The following is a 17,376-nucleotide window of genomic DNA, read 5'->3' on the forward strand; positions in this document are numbered from 1 at the left end:
TAACAATAAGTTACAAGGTTTTTTTGTTTCTTCGTATAGAAAACTCTGTCTGTAAAATTTCCAAAAATTATGGTAAAATAGACAACGGACAATACAAGGAGGCAACTATGCAAAATAGACCAATCATTATCGGAGTAACAGGAGGTTCTGGAGGAGGAAAAACAAGTGTTTCTAAAGCAATTCTATCTCATTTTCCAAACGAAAAAATTGCTATGATCGAACACGATTCCTACTATAAAGATCAATCTCATCTAACTTTTGAAGAACGAATCAAGACTAACTATGATCATCCTTTTGCTTTTGATACTGACTTGATGATTGAGCAAATCAAGGAATTGTTGGCGGGTCGTCCTGTAGATATTCCTACCTATGATTATGCTGCCCATACTAGAAGTTCGAAAACCTATCGTCAAGAACCTCAAGATGTCTTTATCGTAGAGGGAATCTTAGTTCTAGAAGACAAACGCCTTCGTGATTTGATGGATATTAAGATTTTTGTAGATACTGATGACGATGTACGTATCATTCGCCGTATTAAACGAGATATGGAAGAGCGTGGTCGTAGCTTGGATAGCGTTATTGATCAATATCTTGGTGTAGTAAAACCTATGTATCACCAATTTATTGAACCTACAAAACGTTACGCTGATATTGTGATTCCTGAAGGAGTAACCAATACGGTAGCGATTGATTTGTTGACTACTAAGATTGAAAAGATTTTAGAAGAAGCTCGTTTAGCTCAGTAATAACTAAAAAAACTGTATCTCTTGATACAGTTTTTATTGTTTAATTTTTTCAAGTCTTGGAACAATGGCGAGAGTTAAAATAGCCGAGATAATTAATTCTGCTATCGAATTTGTAGAGATAACAGTCGCTAATAGTTTTTGAATATTTCCATCAAAAACATTACCAAAGAGGAAGAAGATACCACCTAAGACAAATACTGTATTTGTCAGCGAGCCAAGTGCACCAGCAAAAATGAGCCCGGCTTTTCCCTTTAGCAGTTTATAAACGAAATAAGGTGTCAAACCAATCAAGATACGTGGGACAATTGCAATCACAACTGAATATAGGTTACCATTAGGTACAAAAGGTGAAAAGAGATAGCTGGTTGGTAGAATTGTAAGTGTATTAACCGTCAAGCTAATCATTCCCATTAAGAAACCAAGAATAGCTCCAATACGTGGGCCGTAAATGATACTTCCAATAATAACAGGAATGTGGACGATAGTTGGTTTAATAGGAAAGGGCAGCACGTTAAATAGGATTGAGCTCAGTAAATGAATAACAATCATACTGGCAAAAAAGATAGCGATTGGAGCAATATTAGAGCGTTTGTTCATGAATTTTATCCTTTATTTCTTGTAAAATACTTTCAAGATCAGCGAGAGCGCCACGACCGATATCGCCGCATGCGAGTAGCGAATCTTTGGGAGAAATAATTGTATAACCATAATCTTCTAAAGTTTTAAGATTAGCTTGGGTAGCAGGATGGTCATACATCTTTGTGTTCATAGCTGGAGCCAATAGTTTAGGTACAAAGTGTGGCAAAGCAAGAGCAGTAGCAGTCACCATATTGTCAGCTAGACCATGAGCTAATTTAGCGATTGTATTAGCCGTTGCAGGAACTACGATAAATAAATCTGTTTCTTTGCCAAGTTCGATATGATTAACTTTGTTAGGATATGGTTCCTTCATAACATCCAGATGCACGCTGTTTTGAGATAAGACTTGAAGGGTTAAAGGCTGAATAAATGCTGTCGCAGCCTGAGTCATAAGAACGGTCACAGAATGCCCCTGTTTTTTCAAAGAACTAACTAAATCAGCAGTCTTGTATGCGGCAATAGATCCAGTAATAGCGATTGTAATATTAGCCATATGATTCCTTTCTAATCATTAAATTTCAGGATTCTATCGAGGAGTAAATCAGCAATTTCTTGTTTAGTAGTAGCAGTTTGAACACTATTTTTCTCGACTAAGTAAGCCTTGTGTTGCTCGCTGTTAATCTGAGTGAGGTCATTTGCTACAATCAAATCAGCTTGATTGTTTTCAAGACTTTCTCTAGCGATTTGAATCAGATGTTCCCGACTGACATCAACCAATAATTTAAACCCAATCAGATGAATGCTGGGATTCCATGCTTTAACAAGAGATATGATCTTAGGATTTTTCTTGAGAAAAAGTACCTGTACGTCATCTTTAGAGGAGATTTTTGTTTCCTGATTCTTCCGATCTAAAAATTCTGTTAAATCTTGACTAGCTTGAACCTCATCGAACCCAGTCATATATACAGGAGTGTAGTCTGATACAGCCATGGAATGAATTAAAATCTGATAGTCCATGATAGTGTCTTTCATAGTTTGTAGCAAATCAGCTGTATTTTCAATTTCAATGATGGTTAAGTCTTGATGAGCGCTAGGTTTCACCGCCTGGGATGTTGTAATTAAACAAATCTGGTGTCCGGCCTCTAGCAGGGTTTCAGTGATCATCTTACCTAGTCGACCAGAAGAGTGATTGGTAATAGAACGAACTCTATCAATTTTTTCACTTGTACCACCAGAAGTAACTAAAATTTTCATAGAACTATTGTACAAAAAAATGAGCATTAAGTAAAATGAAAGCGATGTAACAAGGGTCGAAAATAGAATGATAATCCATAGTTAAAATCTATAAAGACATATAAAAATTTAAATAGAGATATAGAAAGCCTATCATTTAGCGATATTTACGAACGTTACTAATCATAATCACTGTTAAAAATCTTGTTTTGTGATATAATGAATTAACACATTAGAGGCTAGAGGAGTTTTTTATGAAAACAGATATTGAAATTGCACAGAGTATTGAGTTAAAACCGATCGTTGATGTTGTTGAGAAACTTGGTATTTCATACGATGATTTGGAGTTGTATGGAAAGTACAAGGCTAAACTAAGCTTTGACAAGATTCGTGAGGTTGAGGCAAATCCAGTTGGTAAGTTGATTTTGGTGACAGCCATCAACCCAACGCCAGCAGGTGAAGGGAAGTCAACGATTACAATCGGTCTTGCTGATGCTTTGAATAAGATTGGTAAGAAAACCATGATTGCTATTCGCGAACCTTCTCTTGGTCCTGTAATGGGGATTAAAGGTGGAGCTGCTGGGGGTGGTTATGCCCAAGTGTTACCAATGGAAGACATTAACCTTCATTTTACTGGAGATATGCACGCTATCACAACTGCCAATAATGCTCTTTCTGCCTTGATTGACAACCACTTGCACCAAGGAAATGAGCTAGGAATTGACCAACGTCGTATCCTCTGGAAACGTGTTGTTGACTTGAATGATCGTGCTCTTCGTCATGTAACTGTTGGACTTGGTGGCCCACTTAATGGTATTCCCCGTGAAGATGGATTTGACATCACTGTTGCTTCAGAAATCATGGCTATTCTTTGCTTGGCGACAGATATTGAAGATTTGAAACGTCGTTTGGCCAATATCGTCATCGGCTACCGTTATGACCGTACCCCTGTTTCAGTTGGTGATTTACAGGTTGAGGGTGCCTTGGCATTGATTTTGAAAGATGCTATCAAACCAAACCTTGTGCAAACAATCTATGGTACACCTGCCTTTGTACATGGTGGTCCATTTGCCAATATTGCTCACGGATGTAACTCAGTTCTAGCAACTAAAACTGCTCTACGTCTAGCTGATTACACAGTAACTGAAGCTGGTTTTGGTGCCGATCTTGGAGCTGAGAAATTCCTTGATATCAAGACACCTAACTTACCAACTGCTCCAAGTGCAGTTGTCATTGTTGCAACCCTGCGTGCCCTTAAGATGAATGGTGGAGTTTCTAAGGATGCTCTGACAGAAGAAAATGTAGAAGCAGTTCGTGAAGGATTTGCTAACTTGAAACGCCACGTAGAAAATATCCGTAAGTTCGGTATTCCAGCAGTAGTTGCTATCAACGAATTTGTATCTGATACAGAAGCTGAAATTGCAGCCTTGAAGGAACTCTGTGCTTCAATCGATGTTCCAGTTGAATTGGCTAGCGTATGGGCTGATGGAGCGGAAGGTGGCGTGGCTTTGGCTGAAACTCTTGTCAAAACAATTGATGAAAATCCAGCTAACTATACTCGTCTTTATGATAACAATCTTTCTGTTCAGGAAAAGATTGAGAAAATTGTTACTGAAATCTATGGTGGTAGCAAAGTAAACTTCGAGAAGAAAGCTCAAACTCAAATCGCTCAAATCGTTCAAAACGGTTGGGATAAACTGCCAATTTGTATGGCTAAAACTCAGTATAGCTTCTCAGACAATCCAAATGCACTTGGAGCACCTGAAAACTTTGAAATTACCATTCGTGAATTGGTACCAAAACTTGGTGCGGGCTTTATTGTTGCCCTTACTGGTGATGTTATGACCATGCCTGGACTTCCAAAACGACCAGCTGCTCTTAACATGGATGTTGAAAGCGATGGAACTGTTCTTGGTCTATTCTAATAGAAAAAAAGAGACAACCTTATTTTAAGGTTGTCTTTTGTGTTATTTAAAACTCCTAGAAATCATCTAGGAGTTTAGTTTTTATTTCATAGTTGGGAAAAGAAGTACATCACGGATAGTAGTAGTATCGGTGAGGAGCATGCAGAGACGGTCGATACCGATTCCCAAACCACCTGTTGGTGGCATACCGTATTCGAGTGCTTCAATGTAATCGTAATCAATGCCTGTTGCTTCATCGTCACCAAGTTCTTTTGCTTTAGCTTGAGCTTCGAAACGGCTAAGCTGATCGATTGGATCGTTGAGCTCAGTAAAGGCATTACCGTATTCTTTAGTCATGATAAAGAGCTCAAAACGGTCAGTGAAGCGTTCATCTTCAGGGTTCTTCTTAGCAAGTGGTGAAACAGCTACTGGGTGACCATAGACAAAAGTAGGTTGAATCAACGTTTCTTCTACAAATTCTTCAAAGAAGGCATTAATGATGTGACCAACTTCTGTGTAGTGTTTTTCAACTGGAACTTTCTTCTCAGCTGCGATAGCTTTAGCTTCTTCGAAGGTCATGTCTTGCCAGAAATCAACACCTGTAATTTCTTTGATAGCATCAACCATGTGAACACGTTTGAATGGTTCGTTGATTTTGATTTCCGTACCTTGGTAGTTGACTGGGCCATCGCCTTTGACAGCTTTAGCAACGTGTTGGATAATACCTTCGGTCAAGTCCATAATGTCTTGGAAGTCAGCATAAGCTTGGTAAACTTCGATAGAAGTGAACTCAGGGTTGTGTGTAGCATCCATTCCTTCGTTACGGAAGATACGGCCAATTTCGTAAACACGTTCCATACCACCAACGATGAGACGTTTCAAGTGGAGCTCAGTCGCAATACGAAGAACCATATCGATGTTTTGAGCGTTGTGGTGAGTGATAAATGGACGAGCAGCGGCACCTCCAGCTTCGTTGTGAAGAACAGGTGTTTCAACTTCTAGGAATCCTTTTTGGTCAAGGTAACGACGGATTTCGGAGATGATTTTTGAACGAGTGACAAAGCGTTCAAAGCTCTCGCGGTTAGAAATCAAATCAAGGTAACGTTTACGATAGATGGTTTCAACGTCAGTTAGTCCGTGGAATTTTTCAGGAAGTGGACGAAGAGCTTTAGACAAGTGAGTGATGTGTGTTGCCTTGATAGAGAGTTCTCCCATATCGGTACGCATGACTTCACCTTCGACACCAAGGAAGTCTCCTAGGTCAGCCTTTTTAAAGATTTCGTAATTTTCTTCACCAACCTCGTCTTTACGAACGTAGATTTGGATTTGACCTTCGCGGTCTTGAAGGTGAGCAAAACCAACTTTCCCTTTACCACGTTTTGTGACTATGCGTCCAGCGATAGTAGCTGTTTCGTTTAGTTGGTGTAGCTGTTCTTTATCAAGGTCAGCAAATTTATCTTTTAGTTCCTGAGAGTTAGCAGTACGTTCAAAACGTTTACCGAAAGGATCAATTCCTTGTTCACGAAGCGCTGCCATTTTTTCGCGGCGAACGATCTGCTGGTCATTCAATTCTTCCATATGTTCTGTTGACATGAGTTCCTCCTAATTTTAATCAATTTTGAAATCATAAATCAATTTTTCACGATACTCCATTTTATCATAAATAGTCAAGAAATTCACGGATATTCTATAAAAACTAAAAAGAACTTGATCATTTATATCAAGTTCAATCATTTTTCTGATAAGAAGTATCGTTCCAAGTTTTTAGAGTAAATGTTTCAAAGTCATCAGTTTCTATAATTGTTAGACTTGCATTAGCCAAACCTCCGTCTTTACGAAGCAGAGCTTCCTGATAGCCTATCAGCGTGCGAAGACTTGCAGTAAGGTTTGCTCCGTGGCCGACAAGTAAAATATGTTCAGCCTTAGAATCTTTTAAAGATTTGATAAATTGAATCGTACGCTGAGTTGTGCTGTAGAGTGATTCAGCTTCAAACATGCTAGTATCAAACTTGGCTAGGTTAGTTCTAAAAGCTTGAATTTGTTGGGGATAGATAGCATTTAAAGTAGCAATTTTCAATCCTTCTAGCTTGCCCAGGTGCCATTCTCTGAGTTCAGGAACACTTTCTAAAGGACAAGGATGTATTAGTTGACTTTGGATGATTTCAGCTGATCTTACAGCTCTTGGTAAATCACTTGAATAGATTTTGTCAAATGGGATATCTTTCAGATATTGGCCGAGTTCCTTTAAGGTATCAATGGACTCAGGAAGAAGTGGTGAATCTCCGCCAGCCCCTTGAAAGCGACCTTCTAGATTCCAGACTGTTCGACCATGGCGGACAAAGTATAGTTTCATGAGTTACTATCCTCCAAGATATCTACAAAGCTAGCTTTTACAAAGTGTGCCAAATCTTTTGGAGAGATGATAATACTGTGTCCGACTTCACCAGCTGAGACAATCATTTTTTCTAATTCTAAAGCTGTTTCATCAATATAAATAGGGTAGTTACGTTTTTGACGAATGCCAACAGGATTATTAGCACCGTGTATATATCCAGTTGTTTTTTCCAAATCCTTTTGCGGAATCATGGAAACTTTTTTATTACCAGAAATTTTTGCTAATTTCTTTTCAGAGAGATGTTCAGTAATGGGAACAATACCTATAACTGGACCAGCCTTATCTCCTAATAAAGCCAAGGTTTTAAAGATATGATTTCTCTCGTATTCAGAAGGAAGTTCTCCCTCTAAAGCGTTGATTTGAATACCTTGATGTTCAATACCTGCCTTAGTCAGAATCTGCTCGACTAAGGTTTTTTTAACTTTAACTTTCTTAGCCATTATTTGTATTTATCCTCCAATTGACTCATCCAAATCCCTAGCCAAATGCCAAGGGCAAAGAAGAAGGCAATGATGACATAAGACACAAGAGATAAACCACTGTAATTGATACTTTCAGCACTACCTGCATTTGGAATCAATATCAAGAGAGTACTTGAAAGGACGATTGCAATGATAAAGTGATAAACTCGAGAGTGGTAAACTCGAAGTGCGTAATCCATAAATTTTGAAAAAATGACAAGAGTAACAAGTGCTCCAATTCCTATTGGAAGGAAGGTTCCGAATAAATCAAAAGTCTTAAATCCGGTTAACATCGGAGTATAAAGACCCAAAATTAAAAGGAGATTTGAGGGACTTAAGCCTGGAACTAAGATACCTAGAGCTAGTAAAGCACCAGCCAAGATAAAGCTAGTGAAGCTTGCGCTGAGTGTACCAACAACAAAGTTTAAAGCGTACAAACCAATTCCGGACACAATAAAGGTTACCCAAAACCATATAAGATCGATTTTGTCTCTTTCTGAATCTTGAGTTGCCTCCTTTACAAGACTAGGAACTGTTCCTATAATGGCACCAGCAAAACTCCATAATACATAAACCTGATAATGCTCAAGGAGGTACTCAATTGGATAAGAAAATAGTCCAATTCCTAGCAACATACCAATAGCGACAGGTAAGAAATAAAGGATATCTTCTTTTAGGTTTTTAAATGGATGGGCAAGGAAACGAATCATTCTTTCGTAGATCCCTAAGATAGCTGCTAAAACACCACCAGAAATACCTGGTAAAATAAAACCAAGCGCGATAACAATCCCTTTAATGATTTTTGAAATCCAAGATAACATAAACTCTCTCCGTATTTATTCTCTAAAATTCTCTTCTAGTATTATATCACAAAGTAAGAGAAATAAAAAAAGCAAGCAGAAGGAATATCATGCTTGCTGAATGAAATTAAGGTTTTAAGAATAGCTTTCTAAAGGTTTCTTCCTTATCTTTTGATAAAGAGATAAGATTTAAGTCTAGATAGTGTTCAAATCCAACTAGTTTCCCTTTTGATGTGTATTGGTGAAGATCAAAGTCTAGGTCTGTATTCGGAGAACTTTCAAAATAACCCGAATCTGGTCCGTAGGAAGGAATCCAAATAGCTGAAAACTTATCTGTACTGATGCTATGTTCTTCCATAAAGTAAACACCAATGTAGATACCAATATTTTTTGCACCAAGTGATTCTAACTTAGCACGGAAAGCTTCAACCCCTTTGTTCATATCTGACATGGTTTTTTCTTCGACATCTAACCAATAGTAGCTAGGGTTGTATGGTGAAGCTGAATTATAGAAAGACTCAGCGGCCTTTTCCATTTCCTCTACGTTTTTTCCAGCAACATAAGCATAAACAGCTACTGGAATATTTCGTTTTTGAAACTCAGTGATATGCTCCTTATAGACCTTATCGACTCCGTTTTTATAGGCAGCGTCATTTTCTTCAGAAACTTGACCTCCATAATGAACGCGTACAATAGCACCAGAGATGTTTTGCGATAAAATATCATAGTTGATCTCTGATGGTCTTTGCCAACCAGAGATATCGATAATAGGCTTATCCAAGTTATGTAGAGCTTGTGTTTCTATTTGTACTGGATTTTGTTTAGTTTTTACAGGATGTTCTTCGAATCTGGGCCGATTGAGAATCAAGAGTCCTATAAAAGCAGCAAATATAATAACTATAAAAGCTGGTTGAATTTTTTTTCTCATACTCCTATAGTTTAACTTAATTTGATAAAAAAATCAAAAAATTTACTCAAAATAGGGTAGTGACAGTCATTAGAGTGGTCTTGAGTTCAACAAATTTGTGTAAGGTGAGCTAAAATATGGTATAATGATAAAGAATTTCTATAGAAAAGAGAATAATATGGCAAATTATGCAATTATTTTAGCAGCGGGTAAGGGTACCCGTATGAAATCAGATCTACCAAAAGTCATGCACAAGGTTGCAGGCATTTCAATGCTTGAGCATGTTTTTCGTAGCGTTGGAGCAATTAATCCTGAAAAAACAGTTACTGTAGTTGGACATAAGGCAGAGCTAGTTGAACAAGTTTTAGCTGGTAAAACTGAATTTGTGAGACAGTCTGAACAATTAGGAACGGGTCATGCAGTTATGATGGCAGAACCTATTCTGAAAGGACTTTCTGGACAAACATTGGTTATTGCTGGTGATACACCACTAATCACTGGAGAAAGTCTTAAAAATTTGATTGATTTTCACGTAAATCATAAGAATGTAGCTACCATTCTTACTGCAGAAGCAGAAGATCCATTTGGTTATGGTCGCATAGTCCGTAATGAAAATGCTGAAGTGCTACGCATCGTAGAACAAAAAGATGCTACTGATTTTGAAAAACAAATCAAAGAAATCAATACAGGAACTTATGTTTTTGATAATGCTCGTCTCTTTGAAGCTCTCAAAAACATCAATACCAACAACGCTCAAGGTGAATATTATATTACGGATGTGATTGGGATTTTCCGTGAAGCTGGTGAAAAAGTAGGAGCCTATACTCTCAAAGATTTTGATGAAAGTCTTGGTGTTAATGACCGTGTAGCGCTCGCTACAGCAGAAGCTGTAATGCGTCGTCGTATTAACCAAGTTCACATGGTCAATGGTGTTAGCTTTGTAAATCCAGAAGCGACTTATATTGATATTGATGTTGAGATTGCTCCAGATGTTCAAATAGAAGCAAATGTAACCCTAAAAGGACACACAAAAATTGGGGCTGAGACAGTCTTAACCAACGGCACCTATATTGTGGACAGTGAAATCGGTGCAGGTGCCGTGATTACCAACTCTATGATTGAAGAAAGCACAGTAGCCGATGGCGTGACAGTAGGACCGTACGCTCATATTCGTCCAGGTTCTAGCTTGGCGAAAGATGTCCATATTGGAAACTTCGTTGAAGTGAAAGGTTCTAGCATTGGAGAAAATACTAAAGCTGGCCATTTGACTTACATTGGAAACTGTGAAGTTGGTAGCGACGTCAACTTTGGAGCTGGGACTATTACAGTAAACTATGATGGGAAAAATAAATACAAGACAGTAATTGGGAACAATGTCTTTGTTGGTTCGAATTCAACCATCATCGCTCCAGTTGAGCTAGGAGATAATTCTCTTGTAGGTGCTGGCTCAACCATTACAAAAGATGTACCAGCAGATGCCATTGCTATTGGTCGTGGTCGTCAGGTTATCAAGGACGAATATGCTACGCGTCTCCCTCATCATCCTAAAAACCAATAGGAGCTTACGATGGAATTTGAAGAAAAAACACTTAGCCGTAAAGAAATCTACACCGGGCCTATTTTCCAGCTAGTTCAAGACCAGGTTGAATTACCTGCCGGAAAGGGAACTGCTCAGCGAGATTTGATTTTCCATAACGGTGCGGTATGTGTTCTCGCTGTTACTCCAGACAATAAGATTGTTCTAGTCAAGCAATATCGTAAGGCGATTGAAAAAGTTTCTTACGAAATTCCAGCAGGAAAACTTGAAGTGGGTGAAAATGAAGATCCAGAAGCAGCTGCTCTTCGTGAATTAGAAGAAGAAGCAGCTTACACGGGTAAATTAAGTCTTTTGTATGATTTTTATTCTGCCATCGGCTTTTGTAACGAGAGGCTAAGATTATATCTAGCCAGTGACTTAAGAAAGGTTGAACATCCTCGTCCTCAGGATGAAGATGAGACCTTGGAGTTACTAGAAGTTAGTCTAGAAGAAGCCAAAGAACTTATCCAGACTGGTCATATCTGTGATGCCAAGACTATCATGGCAATCCAGTACTGGGAATTACAAAATAAATAGAGGAGGAACCCATGGGAAAACCTTTATTAACAGACGAAATGATTGAGCGTGCGAATCGTGGTGAAGATATCTCTGGTTCTACGTTAGTAGATGACCAAGAAACTAAGATATTATCAACTTCATCTCAACATTATGGAACGTCTCGCTCAAGTGATCATGGTTTTAGCCAGGAAACTTTAACAATTGAAGTCGAGCCTTCAATTCATAAGAGTCGTCGCATTGAAAATACTAAGAGAAATGTCTTTAACTCAAAACTGAATAAAATTCTATTTTCAGTTATTCTTCTTTTGATTTTACTGATCTTAGCAATGAGATTTATTTAAGGAGACTATTATGAAAATTGGAATCATTGCAGCGATGCCAGAAGAGCTGGTTTATCTTATTCAACATATAGAAAATGCTAAAGAAGAGACGGTCTTAGGAAATAGCTATCATACAGGAAATATTGGGTCAGTTGAGCTTGTCTTGGTAGAAAGTGGGATCGGTAAAGTTATGTCTGCCATGAGTGTAGCTATTCTAGCCGACCACTTTAAAGTAGATGCTGTTATCAACACCGGTTCAGCTGGTGCTTTAGCAACGGGTATTGAAGTTGGAGATGTGGTCATTGCAGATAAGTTAGCTTATCATGACGTTGATGTGACTGCTTTTGGTTATGAATACGGTCAGATGGCCCAACAACCTCTTTACTTTGAAACTGATAAAAAGTTTGTTAGCTTGATTCAAGAGAGCTTGTCTAAACTAGACCAAAATTGGCATTTAGGGTTAATTGTGACGGGTGATAGCTTTGTAGCTGGTGAAGATAAGATTGCAACGATTAAGGAACACTTTCCTCAGGTTCTTGCTGTGGAGATGGAAGGAGCAGCTATCGCTCAGGCAGCTCACGCGCTTAATATACCTTTCTTAGTCGTTCGTGCTATGAGTGATAATGCAAACCATGAAGCCTCTATTTCATTTGATGAATTTATCGTAGAAGCTGGACGACGCTCTGCTCAAGCACTCTTGACTCTTCTAGAGTCTATCCATGAATAAAATTAAAGAACACTTCTTGGTGTTCTTTTTTTATGAAAAAGGAAGCTTGTTTCTGATAGAGTTATTTTTAGTCTTTTTTGATATAATAGAAACATTGATTTAAAGAATAGGGAGAGAAGATGAATCCTTTATTAAATGGTATGAATGACAAACAGGCAGAAGCGGTCCAAACAACAGAAGGTCCACTGCTTATCATGGCGGGGGCTGGTTCTGGTAAGACTCGAGTTTTGACTCACCGAATTGCTTACTTGATTGATGAAAAGATGGTTAATCCCTGGAATATCTTGGCTATTACCTTTACCAACAAGGCTGCCCGTGAAATGAAGGAGCGTGCTTACAGTCTCAATCCAGCCACTCAGGACTGTTTGATTGCGACCTTTCACTCTATGTGTGTGCGTATCCTACGTCGTGATGCAGATCATATTGGTTACAATCGTAACTTCACTATCATTGATCCAGGTGAGCAGCGAACATTGATGAAACGCATTCTCAAGCAATTAAACTTGGATCCAAAAAAGTGGAATGAACGGACTATTTTGGGAACCATTTCCAATGCCAAAAATGACCTGATTGATGATGTAGCTTATGCTGCCCAAGCAGGAGATTTGTATACAGATATTGTCGCTAAGTGTTATGAAGCCTATCAAAAGGAACTTCGTCAGTCTGAGTCAGTTGATTTTGATGACTTGATTATGTTGACCTTGCGTCTGTTTGATCAAAATCCTGATGTCTTGACTTATTACCAGCAAAAGTTCCAGTACATTCACGTGGATGAGTACCAGGATACCAACCATGCCCAGTATCAACTGGTTAAACTCTTGGCTTCTCGCTTTAAAAATATCTGTGTTGTTGGGGATGCTGACCAGTCTATCTACGGATGGCGTGGTGCTGATATGCAGAATATCCTCGATTTTGAAAAGGATTATCCTGATGCTAAGGTGGTTTTACTAGAAGAAAATTACCGTTCAACCAAAACCATTCTCCAAGCTGCTAACGACGTTATCAAAAACAATAAAAATCGTCGTCCAAAGAATCTCTGGACACAGAACGCAGATGGCGAACAGATTATTTACTACAGGGCCAACGATGAACAGGATGAGGCTGTTTTTGTAGCCAAAACCATTGATGAACTTAGTCGAAGCCATGGCTTCCTTCATAAGGACTTTGCAGTCCTTTACCGTACCAATGCCCAATCACGTACTATTGAGGAGGCCCTGCTCAAGTCTAATATTCCTTATACCATGGTTGGTGGTACCAAGTTCTATAGCCGTAAGGAAATCCGTGATATCATTGCTTACCTTAATCTCATTGCCAACCTAAGTGATAATATCAGTTTTGAGCGTATCATCAATGAACCAAAGCGTGGAATTGGCCCAGGAACTGTTGAGAAGATTCGTGATTTTGCTAATTTGCAAGAAATGTCCATGCTGGATGCTTCAGCCAATATCATGTTATCAGGAATTAAGGGTAAGGCAGCCCAGTCGATCTGGGACTTTGCCAATATGATTCTGGATTTGAGGGAGAAACTGGACCAATTAACCATTACAGAGTTGGTTGAGGCTGTCCTTGAAAAAACAGGTTACGTTGATATTCTAAATGCACAAGCTACCTTGGAGAGCAAGGCGCGAGTTGAAAATATCGAAGAATTTCTTTCTGTTACCAAAAACTTTGATGACAATCCTGAAAGCCAAGAGGAAGAAACTGGCTTGGATAAACTCAGTCGTTTCTTGAATGATCTTGCCTTGATCGCAGATACTGATTCAGGCAGTCAGGAAACATCAGAAGTGACCTTGATGACCTTACATGCTGCCAAAGGACTCGAGTTTCCAGTTGTCTTTATCATCGGGATGGAGGAAAATGTCTTTCCACTTAGTCGTGCCTCTGAAGATCCTGATGAACTGGAAGAAGAACGCCGTCTGGCCTATGTAGGAATCACGCGTGCCGAGAAAATTCTCTATTTGACCAACGCAAACTCTCGCCTGCTTTTCGGTCGTACTAGTTACAATCGTCCGACGCGTTTTATTAATGAAATCAGTTCGGATTTACTTGACTATCAAGGTCTAGCTCGTCCTACTAATACAAGCTTTAAAGCTTCTTACAGCAGTGGTGGTACTACATTTGGGCAAGGAATGAGTCTAGCTCAAGCACTACAAGAACGAAAACGCAATACTGCGCCTACATCTATCCAGTCAAGTGGGCTACCATTTGGACAGTTTGCTGATGGATCAAAATCGTCTTCCAGTGAAACTAGCTGGTCTATTGGTGATATTGCCCTTCATAAAAAATGGGGTGAAGGGACCGTCCTTGAAGTATCAGGTAGTGGAGCTACTCAGGAACTAAAAATCAACTTCCCGGAAGTCGGCCTCAAAAAACTGTTAGCCAGTGTAGCACCGATAGAGAAAAAAGCTTAAGTCAAATATGTTAAAAAGATATAGTTAGACAGAAAAAGGAGAATAAATGTCTGAAAAACAAATGAAAAAAGTAGGTTGGATTGCAACTTTTATGTCCATTATGATGTATGTTTCTTATATTCCACAAATTTTAGATAATCTAGCAGGTCATAAGGGGAATTTTATCCAACCAGCAGTTGCAGCTTTAAACTGTTGCCTCTGGTGTTACTATGGCTTCTTTAAGGAAGAGAGAGATATTCCTATTGTTGCAGCTAATATCCCTGGGATAATTTTAGGAATTATAACCGCTTTGACAGCTTTAATTTAATACATAGAGTGAACTCTTCTTCGTATTTAACTATGAAGGTGAGTTTTTCTTTATCCGAAATTCCTAAAAAAACATGATATAATACTATTAGAAAGGTTGGTGTTTATGGCTAGAATACTTATCGTTGAAGATAATAATGAGATTCAAGAAATTTTGAGAACTCTTCTTTCTGAGGAGCATGAGGTGATTCAGGCTTTTTCTGGTACTGAAGGAATGATACGATTTGAACAAGGTGACATTGATCTAATCTTGTTAGATATTATGCTTCCAGGAAAAAATGGCGATCAGGTTTTAAAAGCCATTAGACACGATAGCTCAGTTCCTGTCATCATGCTAACTGCCCTAAGCGATAAAAAGCTCATCAGCCAATATCTCTTAGATGGTGCTAATGATTATATTGTAAAGCCTTTTGATTTGGATGAAGTTTTTGCCAGGGTTACGGTACAATTACGTCAAAATAGTGATAAGCAACCAGCTGAAATTGAACATCCAGACAAGTTAATTCAAAAGTTAAAAAATATTCAATTTGATGTAGATAGTTTTGAAATCAAAAATAGCCAGGAAACTATTCGCCTAGCTAAGAAAGAATGCTTGATTCTCCAAACCTTGTTGGGACATCCTAAGAAAATTTTCACGAAAGAAGAACTCTATGAATTAGTCTGGGAGGATACTTATTTACTAGGCGACAATACTCTCAACACTCATTTAAGTAATCTCCGTAAAAAATTAAGCCAACTGGATCCAGAGCAAGAGTATATTGAGACTATCTGGGGAGTTGGTGTTCGGTTAAAAGGAGATGAGCAATGATCTATATTTTACTTTCTTTGCTACTGCTGGTTATTATCCTATTGACGATAGGATTGATTCGCTATCATATAGCACTCGTGAACTTGAGCCAACAAATCGAAGACAAGATTCTGACTGGAAGTATGAAGAGAATAGGAGTATCAACCTTCTCCAAGGATTTTTTACATCTTTACCAGCAAATCAATTATCTCTTTCAAGAAGTTGAACAGTCACGCTTGGTTATGAAGCGTGAAAAACAGACTTTAGACATGGCGATTAGCAATATTGCCCACGATATTCGGACACCTTTAACGATTGCGTCAGGTTATACTCAGCAATTGCTTAAAACAGAAAATCCTGAGTCTGAGAGTTTGAAAAAAATTGCTCATCATCTCAATCAAGTTTCAAAACGTCTAGAGGCTCTTTTGGACTATCGTCGGTTAATGGAGGGAGCAGTAAAACCTGACTTATCTGAGTTAGAAGTCTCGACATTTATGACGCAAAAATTGCTGGCCTATTATGATTCATTTCAGACGGCAAAGATTAACCTTGATTTGCAAGTAGAACCTGGTTTGTATTTACTGACAGACTCGGATTTATTAGAGCGTATCTTGCAAAATCTCGTTGGCAATGTTTTAAAACATGGTAAGGATGAAGCGAGATTTTCTTTGAAAGAAGTGGACAATCATATCTGTTTGGAAATTGCTAATCTAGTTAAACAACCCATTCGTAAAATTGAAAATCTCAGTCAACGATTTTACTCTGAAAACCTCTCAGATACTGAAGAATCATCAGGTTTAGGTCTTTATATTACAGAAGAATTATCCCATCTACTTGGTGCAGAACTACAACTAAGTACAGATGGTTCTTGGTTTACAGTTAGAGTTCTCTTTTAAAACAAAGAACCTCCTCTTTTTGAATAGAGGAGGTTGTTTTTATAGGCTTTTCTTCTTGAAAACAGCAAGTCCACTAATAGTAAAGAGTAGAATAATGGTCACTGTAACGATAACGGTGTATAGAATGGCCTGGCTATAGTTAGTCATTGCATAGGCAAAATTTAAGGATAAATAGCGTAAAATCTCAATATCTGGAAAGATAAGCATCGGCGTTGAAAGCAAGATAGAAGTGATTAAATAACCAATGAAAACAGCTAAATAAGAATGAGTCACATAGAGAATGAAGGACACAATAGATAGCCAAGCTAGAAGGCAGAGAAATTGAATAGTAATTGTTAGAAGGAGATTGCCAATAAATCCTTCTGGCATCGTACCAATCCCGTTTAGGATAGTTGCTGGTACGAAAGCAATAACTAGGCTAACAAGAATTTGCATTAGAGCGATACTTGCTAATACTACAAACTTAGCTAGGAAGAATTCTGTGCGAGAAACACCCACTGTCAAACTATTTTTATAGAGTTTTCCGATAAGATCAACTCCTAGAACTAAGCAAGCAAGGATAATACAGAGGAAAACTAGGTTTGAGCTATTGCTAGAGGTGTTAATAAGGGCTTGTATACCATCCCATCCCTTGCTTGGCAGTTCGGTTTCTGCGTTTGTACTTGTACTGACGGATATGATCTGTCCTGTAGCTCCGAAAGTAGCCCCCATTAACATGAGTGCAAAGAGAACGAGCTCTGTAATCCAAAATCCTTTGGAACGGAAAAGACGGTAAAAGTCTGCTTGAATTGTATGTATCATGGTTTGCC

General features: G+C 38.5%; 19 protein-coding genes. 10 read left to right on the forward strand and 9 right to left on the reverse strand.

Translation table 11 applies throughout. The annotated features are described in order from the left end of the window. Nucleotides 1-107: 107 nt before the first annotated feature. On the forward strand, nucleotides 108-746 hold the full coding sequence (udk, locus tag ACVC7R_RS01135; RefSeq protein ID WP_006151141.1) for a uridine kinase: 639 nt from the start codon (nucleotides 108-110) through the stop codon (nucleotides 744-746). Between the two features lie 33 nt (nucleotides 747-779). On the opposite strand, the gene ACVC7R_RS01140 is transcribed toward udk, so the two are convergent. The 3 genes from ACVC7R_RS01140 to ACVC7R_RS01150 are packed head-to-tail and all read right to left on the reverse strand — an operon-like array spanning nucleotide 780 to nucleotide 2,579. Further along, on the reverse strand, nucleotides 780-1,343 hold the full coding sequence (locus ACVC7R_RS01140; protein ID WP_447263149.1) for an ECF transporter S component: 564 nt from the start codon (nucleotides 1,341-1,343) through the stop codon (nucleotides 780-782). After that, the gene (gene coaC / locus ACVC7R_RS01145) at nucleotides 1,327-1,878 is read right to left on the reverse strand and encodes a phosphopantothenoylcysteine decarboxylase (protein WP_447263150.1); all 552 of its coding nucleotides are present in this window, start codon (nucleotides 1,876-1,878) and stop codon (nucleotides 1,327-1,329) included. Before coaC ends, ACVC7R_RS01140 begins: the two co-directional genes overlap by 17 nt. Nucleotides 1,879-1,889: 11 nt before the next feature. Then, nucleotides 1,890-2,579: a phosphopantothenate--cysteine ligase gene (locus ACVC7R_RS01150; protein WP_447263151.1), complete on the reverse strand. Its 690-nt coding sequence runs from the start codon at nucleotides 2,577-2,579 to the stop codon at nucleotides 1,890-1,892. Nucleotides 2,580-2,812: 233 nt separating this feature from the next. Here ACVC7R_RS01150 and ACVC7R_RS01155 point away from each other — a divergent pair, with 233 nt between their 5' ends. Next, nucleotides 2,813-4,483 carry a formate--tetrahydrofolate ligase gene (locus ACVC7R_RS01155; protein WP_447263152.1) on the forward strand — a complete coding sequence of 557 codons (1,671 nt, stop codon included), beginning with the start codon at nucleotides 2,813-2,815 and terminating at the stop codon, nucleotides 4,481-4,483. Nucleotides 4,484-4,564: 81 nt separating this feature from the next. On the opposite strand, the gene lysS is transcribed toward ACVC7R_RS01155, so the two are convergent. The 5 genes from lysS to ACVC7R_RS01180 all read right to left on the reverse strand — a co-directional run bounded on the left by lysS (nucleotide 4,565) and on the right by ACVC7R_RS01180 (nucleotide 9,046). Further along, on the reverse strand, nucleotides 4,565-6,055 hold the full coding sequence (lysS, locus tag ACVC7R_RS01160) for a lysine--tRNA ligase (RefSeq protein ID WP_447263153.1): 1,491 nt from the start codon (nucleotides 6,053-6,055) through the stop codon (nucleotides 4,565-4,567). Between the two features lie 133 nt (nucleotides 6,056-6,188). Continuing rightward, a complete protein-coding gene (locus ACVC7R_RS01165; RefSeq protein WP_447263154.1) occupies nucleotides 6,189-6,815 on the reverse strand; it encodes a histidine phosphatase family protein in 627 nt (208 codons plus the stop codon). After that, nucleotides 6,812-7,297, reverse strand: a complete 486-nt coding sequence (locus ACVC7R_RS01170; RefSeq protein ID WP_447263155.1) for an aminoacyl-tRNA deacylase — start codon at nucleotides 7,295-7,297, stop codon at nucleotides 6,812-6,814. Before ACVC7R_RS01170 ends, ACVC7R_RS01165 begins: the two co-directional genes overlap by 4 nt. After that, the gene (locus tag ACVC7R_RS01175; RefSeq protein ID WP_447263156.1) at nucleotides 7,297-8,139 is read right to left on the reverse strand and encodes a DUF368 domain-containing protein; all 843 of its coding nucleotides are present in this window, start codon (nucleotides 8,137-8,139) and stop codon (nucleotides 7,297-7,299) included. Before ACVC7R_RS01175 ends, ACVC7R_RS01170 begins: the two co-directional genes overlap by 1 nt. 106 nt (nucleotides 8,140-8,245) lie before the next feature. Further along, on the reverse strand, nucleotides 8,246-9,046 hold the full coding sequence (locus tag ACVC7R_RS01180; protein ID WP_447263157.1) for a GH25 family lysozyme: 801 nt from the start codon (nucleotides 9,044-9,046) through the stop codon (nucleotides 8,246-8,248). 157 nt (nucleotides 9,047-9,203) lie between these two features. Here ACVC7R_RS01180 and glmU point away from each other — a divergent pair, with 157 nt between their 5' ends. The 8 genes from glmU to ACVC7R_RS01220 all read left to right on the forward strand — a co-directional run bounded on the left by glmU (nucleotide 9,204) and on the right by ACVC7R_RS01220 (nucleotide 16,567). Further along, the gene (gene glmU / locus ACVC7R_RS01185) at nucleotides 9,204-10,583 is read left to right on the forward strand and encodes a bifunctional UDP-N-acetylglucosamine diphosphorylase/glucosamine-1-phosphate N-acetyltransferase GlmU (protein ID WP_447263158.1); all 1,380 of its coding nucleotides are present in this window, start codon (nucleotides 9,204-9,206) and stop codon (nucleotides 10,581-10,583) included. Between the two features lie 9 nt (nucleotides 10,584-10,592). Next, nucleotides 10,593-11,138 (forward strand): NUDIX hydrolase, encoded by a 546-nt coding sequence (locus ACVC7R_RS01190; RefSeq protein ID WP_447263159.1) that lies wholly within the window; start codon nucleotides 10,593-10,595, stop codon nucleotides 11,136-11,138. An 11-nt stretch (nucleotides 11,139-11,149) separates the two neighbouring features. Beyond that, nucleotides 11,150-11,461, forward strand: a complete 312-nt coding sequence (gene macP, locus ACVC7R_RS01195; RefSeq protein WP_447263160.1) for a cell wall synthase accessory phosphoprotein MacP — start codon at nucleotides 11,150-11,152, stop codon at nucleotides 11,459-11,461. Nucleotides 11,462-11,471: 10 nt separating this feature from the next. Next, nucleotides 11,472-12,167, forward strand: coding sequence for a 5'-methylthioadenosine/adenosylhomocysteine nucleosidase (locus tag ACVC7R_RS01200; protein ID WP_447263161.1), 696 nt, complete (start codon nucleotides 11,472-11,474; stop codon nucleotides 12,165-12,167). A gap of 119 nt (nucleotides 12,168-12,286) precedes the next feature. Further along, nucleotides 12,287-14,578 (forward strand): DNA helicase PcrA, encoded by a 2,292-nt coding sequence (gene pcrA, locus ACVC7R_RS01205; protein WP_447263162.1) that lies wholly within the window; start codon nucleotides 12,287-12,289, stop codon nucleotides 14,576-14,578. 46 nt (nucleotides 14,579-14,624) lie between these two features. Next, the gene (locus ACVC7R_RS01210; protein WP_447263163.1) at nucleotides 14,625-14,885 is read left to right on the forward strand and encodes a SemiSWEET family transporter; all 261 of its coding nucleotides are present in this window, start codon (nucleotides 14,625-14,627) and stop codon (nucleotides 14,883-14,885) included. Between the two features lie 105 nt (nucleotides 14,886-14,990). Continuing rightward, on the forward strand, nucleotides 14,991-15,692 hold the full coding sequence (locus ACVC7R_RS01215) for a response regulator transcription factor (protein ID WP_447263164.1): 702 nt from the start codon (nucleotides 14,991-14,993) through the stop codon (nucleotides 15,690-15,692). Further along, nucleotides 15,689-16,567 carry a sensor histidine kinase gene (locus tag ACVC7R_RS01220; protein WP_447263165.1) on the forward strand — a complete coding sequence of 293 codons (879 nt, stop codon included), beginning with the start codon at nucleotides 15,689-15,691 and terminating at the stop codon, nucleotides 16,565-16,567. Before ACVC7R_RS01215 ends, ACVC7R_RS01220 begins: the two co-directional genes overlap by 4 nt. Nucleotides 16,568-16,606: 39 nt before the next feature. On the opposite strand, the gene ACVC7R_RS01225 is transcribed toward ACVC7R_RS01220, so the two are convergent. After that, the gene (locus ACVC7R_RS01225; protein WP_447263166.1) at nucleotides 16,607-17,368 is read right to left on the reverse strand and encodes an ABC transporter permease; all 762 of its coding nucleotides are present in this window, start codon (nucleotides 17,366-17,368) and stop codon (nucleotides 16,607-16,609) included. Nucleotides 17,369-17,376: the final 8 nt, after the last annotated feature.

The sequence above is a fragment of the Streptococcus sp. Z554 genome, from assembly GCF_053010305.1.

What these genes read in the sequence shown, in the direction of transcription:
- udk (WP_006151141.1), top strand. Translation starts at nt 108, where the DNA reads ATGCAAAATAGACCAATCATTATCGGAGTAACAGGAGGTTCTGGAGGA.
- ACVC7R_RS01140 (WP_447263149.1), bottom strand. Translation starts at nt 1,343, where the DNA reads ATGAACAAACGCTCTAATATTGCTCCAATCGCTATCTTTTTTGCCAGT.
- coaC (WP_447263150.1), bottom strand. Translation starts at nt 1,878, where the DNA reads ATGGCTAATATTACAATCGCTATTACTGGATCTATTGCCGCATACAAG.
- ACVC7R_RS01150 (WP_447263151.1), bottom strand. Translation starts at nt 2,579, where the DNA reads ATGAAAATTTTAGTTACTTCTGGTGGTACAAGTGAAAAAATTGATAGA.
- ACVC7R_RS01155 (WP_447263152.1), top strand. Translation starts at nt 2,813, where the DNA reads ATGAAAACAGATATTGAAATTGCACAGAGTATTGAGTTAAAACCGATC.
- lysS (WP_447263153.1), bottom strand. Translation starts at nt 6,055, where the DNA reads ATGTCAACAGAACATATGGAAGAATTGAATGACCAGCAGATCGTTCGC.
- ACVC7R_RS01165 (WP_447263154.1), bottom strand. Translation starts at nt 6,815, where the DNA reads ATGAAACTATACTTTGTCCGCCATGGTCGAACAGTCTGGAATCTAGAA.
- ACVC7R_RS01170 (WP_447263155.1), bottom strand. Translation starts at nt 7,297, where the DNA reads ATGGCTAAGAAAGTTAAAGTTAAAAAAACCTTAGTCGAGCAGATTCTG.
- ACVC7R_RS01175 (WP_447263156.1), bottom strand. Translation starts at nt 8,139, where the DNA reads ATGTTATCTTGGATTTCAAAAATCATTAAAGGGATTGTTATCGCGCTT.
- ACVC7R_RS01180 (WP_447263157.1), bottom strand. Translation starts at nt 9,046, where the DNA reads ATGAGAAAAAAAATTCAACCAGCTTTTATAGTTATTATATTTGCTGCT.
- glmU (WP_447263158.1), top strand. Translation starts at nt 9,204, where the DNA reads ATGGCAAATTATGCAATTATTTTAGCAGCGGGTAAGGGTACCCGTATG.
- ACVC7R_RS01190 (WP_447263159.1), top strand. Translation starts at nt 10,593, where the DNA reads ATGGAATTTGAAGAAAAAACACTTAGCCGTAAAGAAATCTACACCGGG.
- macP (WP_447263160.1), top strand. Translation starts at nt 11,150, where the DNA reads ATGGGAAAACCTTTATTAACAGACGAAATGATTGAGCGTGCGAATCGT.
- ACVC7R_RS01200 (WP_447263161.1), top strand. Translation starts at nt 11,472, where the DNA reads ATGAAAATTGGAATCATTGCAGCGATGCCAGAAGAGCTGGTTTATCTT.
- pcrA (WP_447263162.1), top strand. Translation starts at nt 12,287, where the DNA reads ATGAATCCTTTATTAAATGGTATGAATGACAAACAGGCAGAAGCGGTC.
- ACVC7R_RS01210 (WP_447263163.1), top strand. Translation starts at nt 14,625, where the DNA reads ATGTCTGAAAAACAAATGAAAAAAGTAGGTTGGATTGCAACTTTTATG.
- ACVC7R_RS01215 (WP_447263164.1), top strand. Translation starts at nt 14,991, where the DNA reads ATGGCTAGAATACTTATCGTTGAAGATAATAATGAGATTCAAGAAATT.
- ACVC7R_RS01220 (WP_447263165.1), top strand. Translation starts at nt 15,689, where the DNA reads ATGATCTATATTTTACTTTCTTTGCTACTGCTGGTTATTATCCTATTG.
- ACVC7R_RS01225 (WP_447263166.1), bottom strand. Translation starts at nt 17,368, where the DNA reads ATGATACATACAATTCAAGCAGACTTTTACCGTCTTTTCCGTTCCAAA.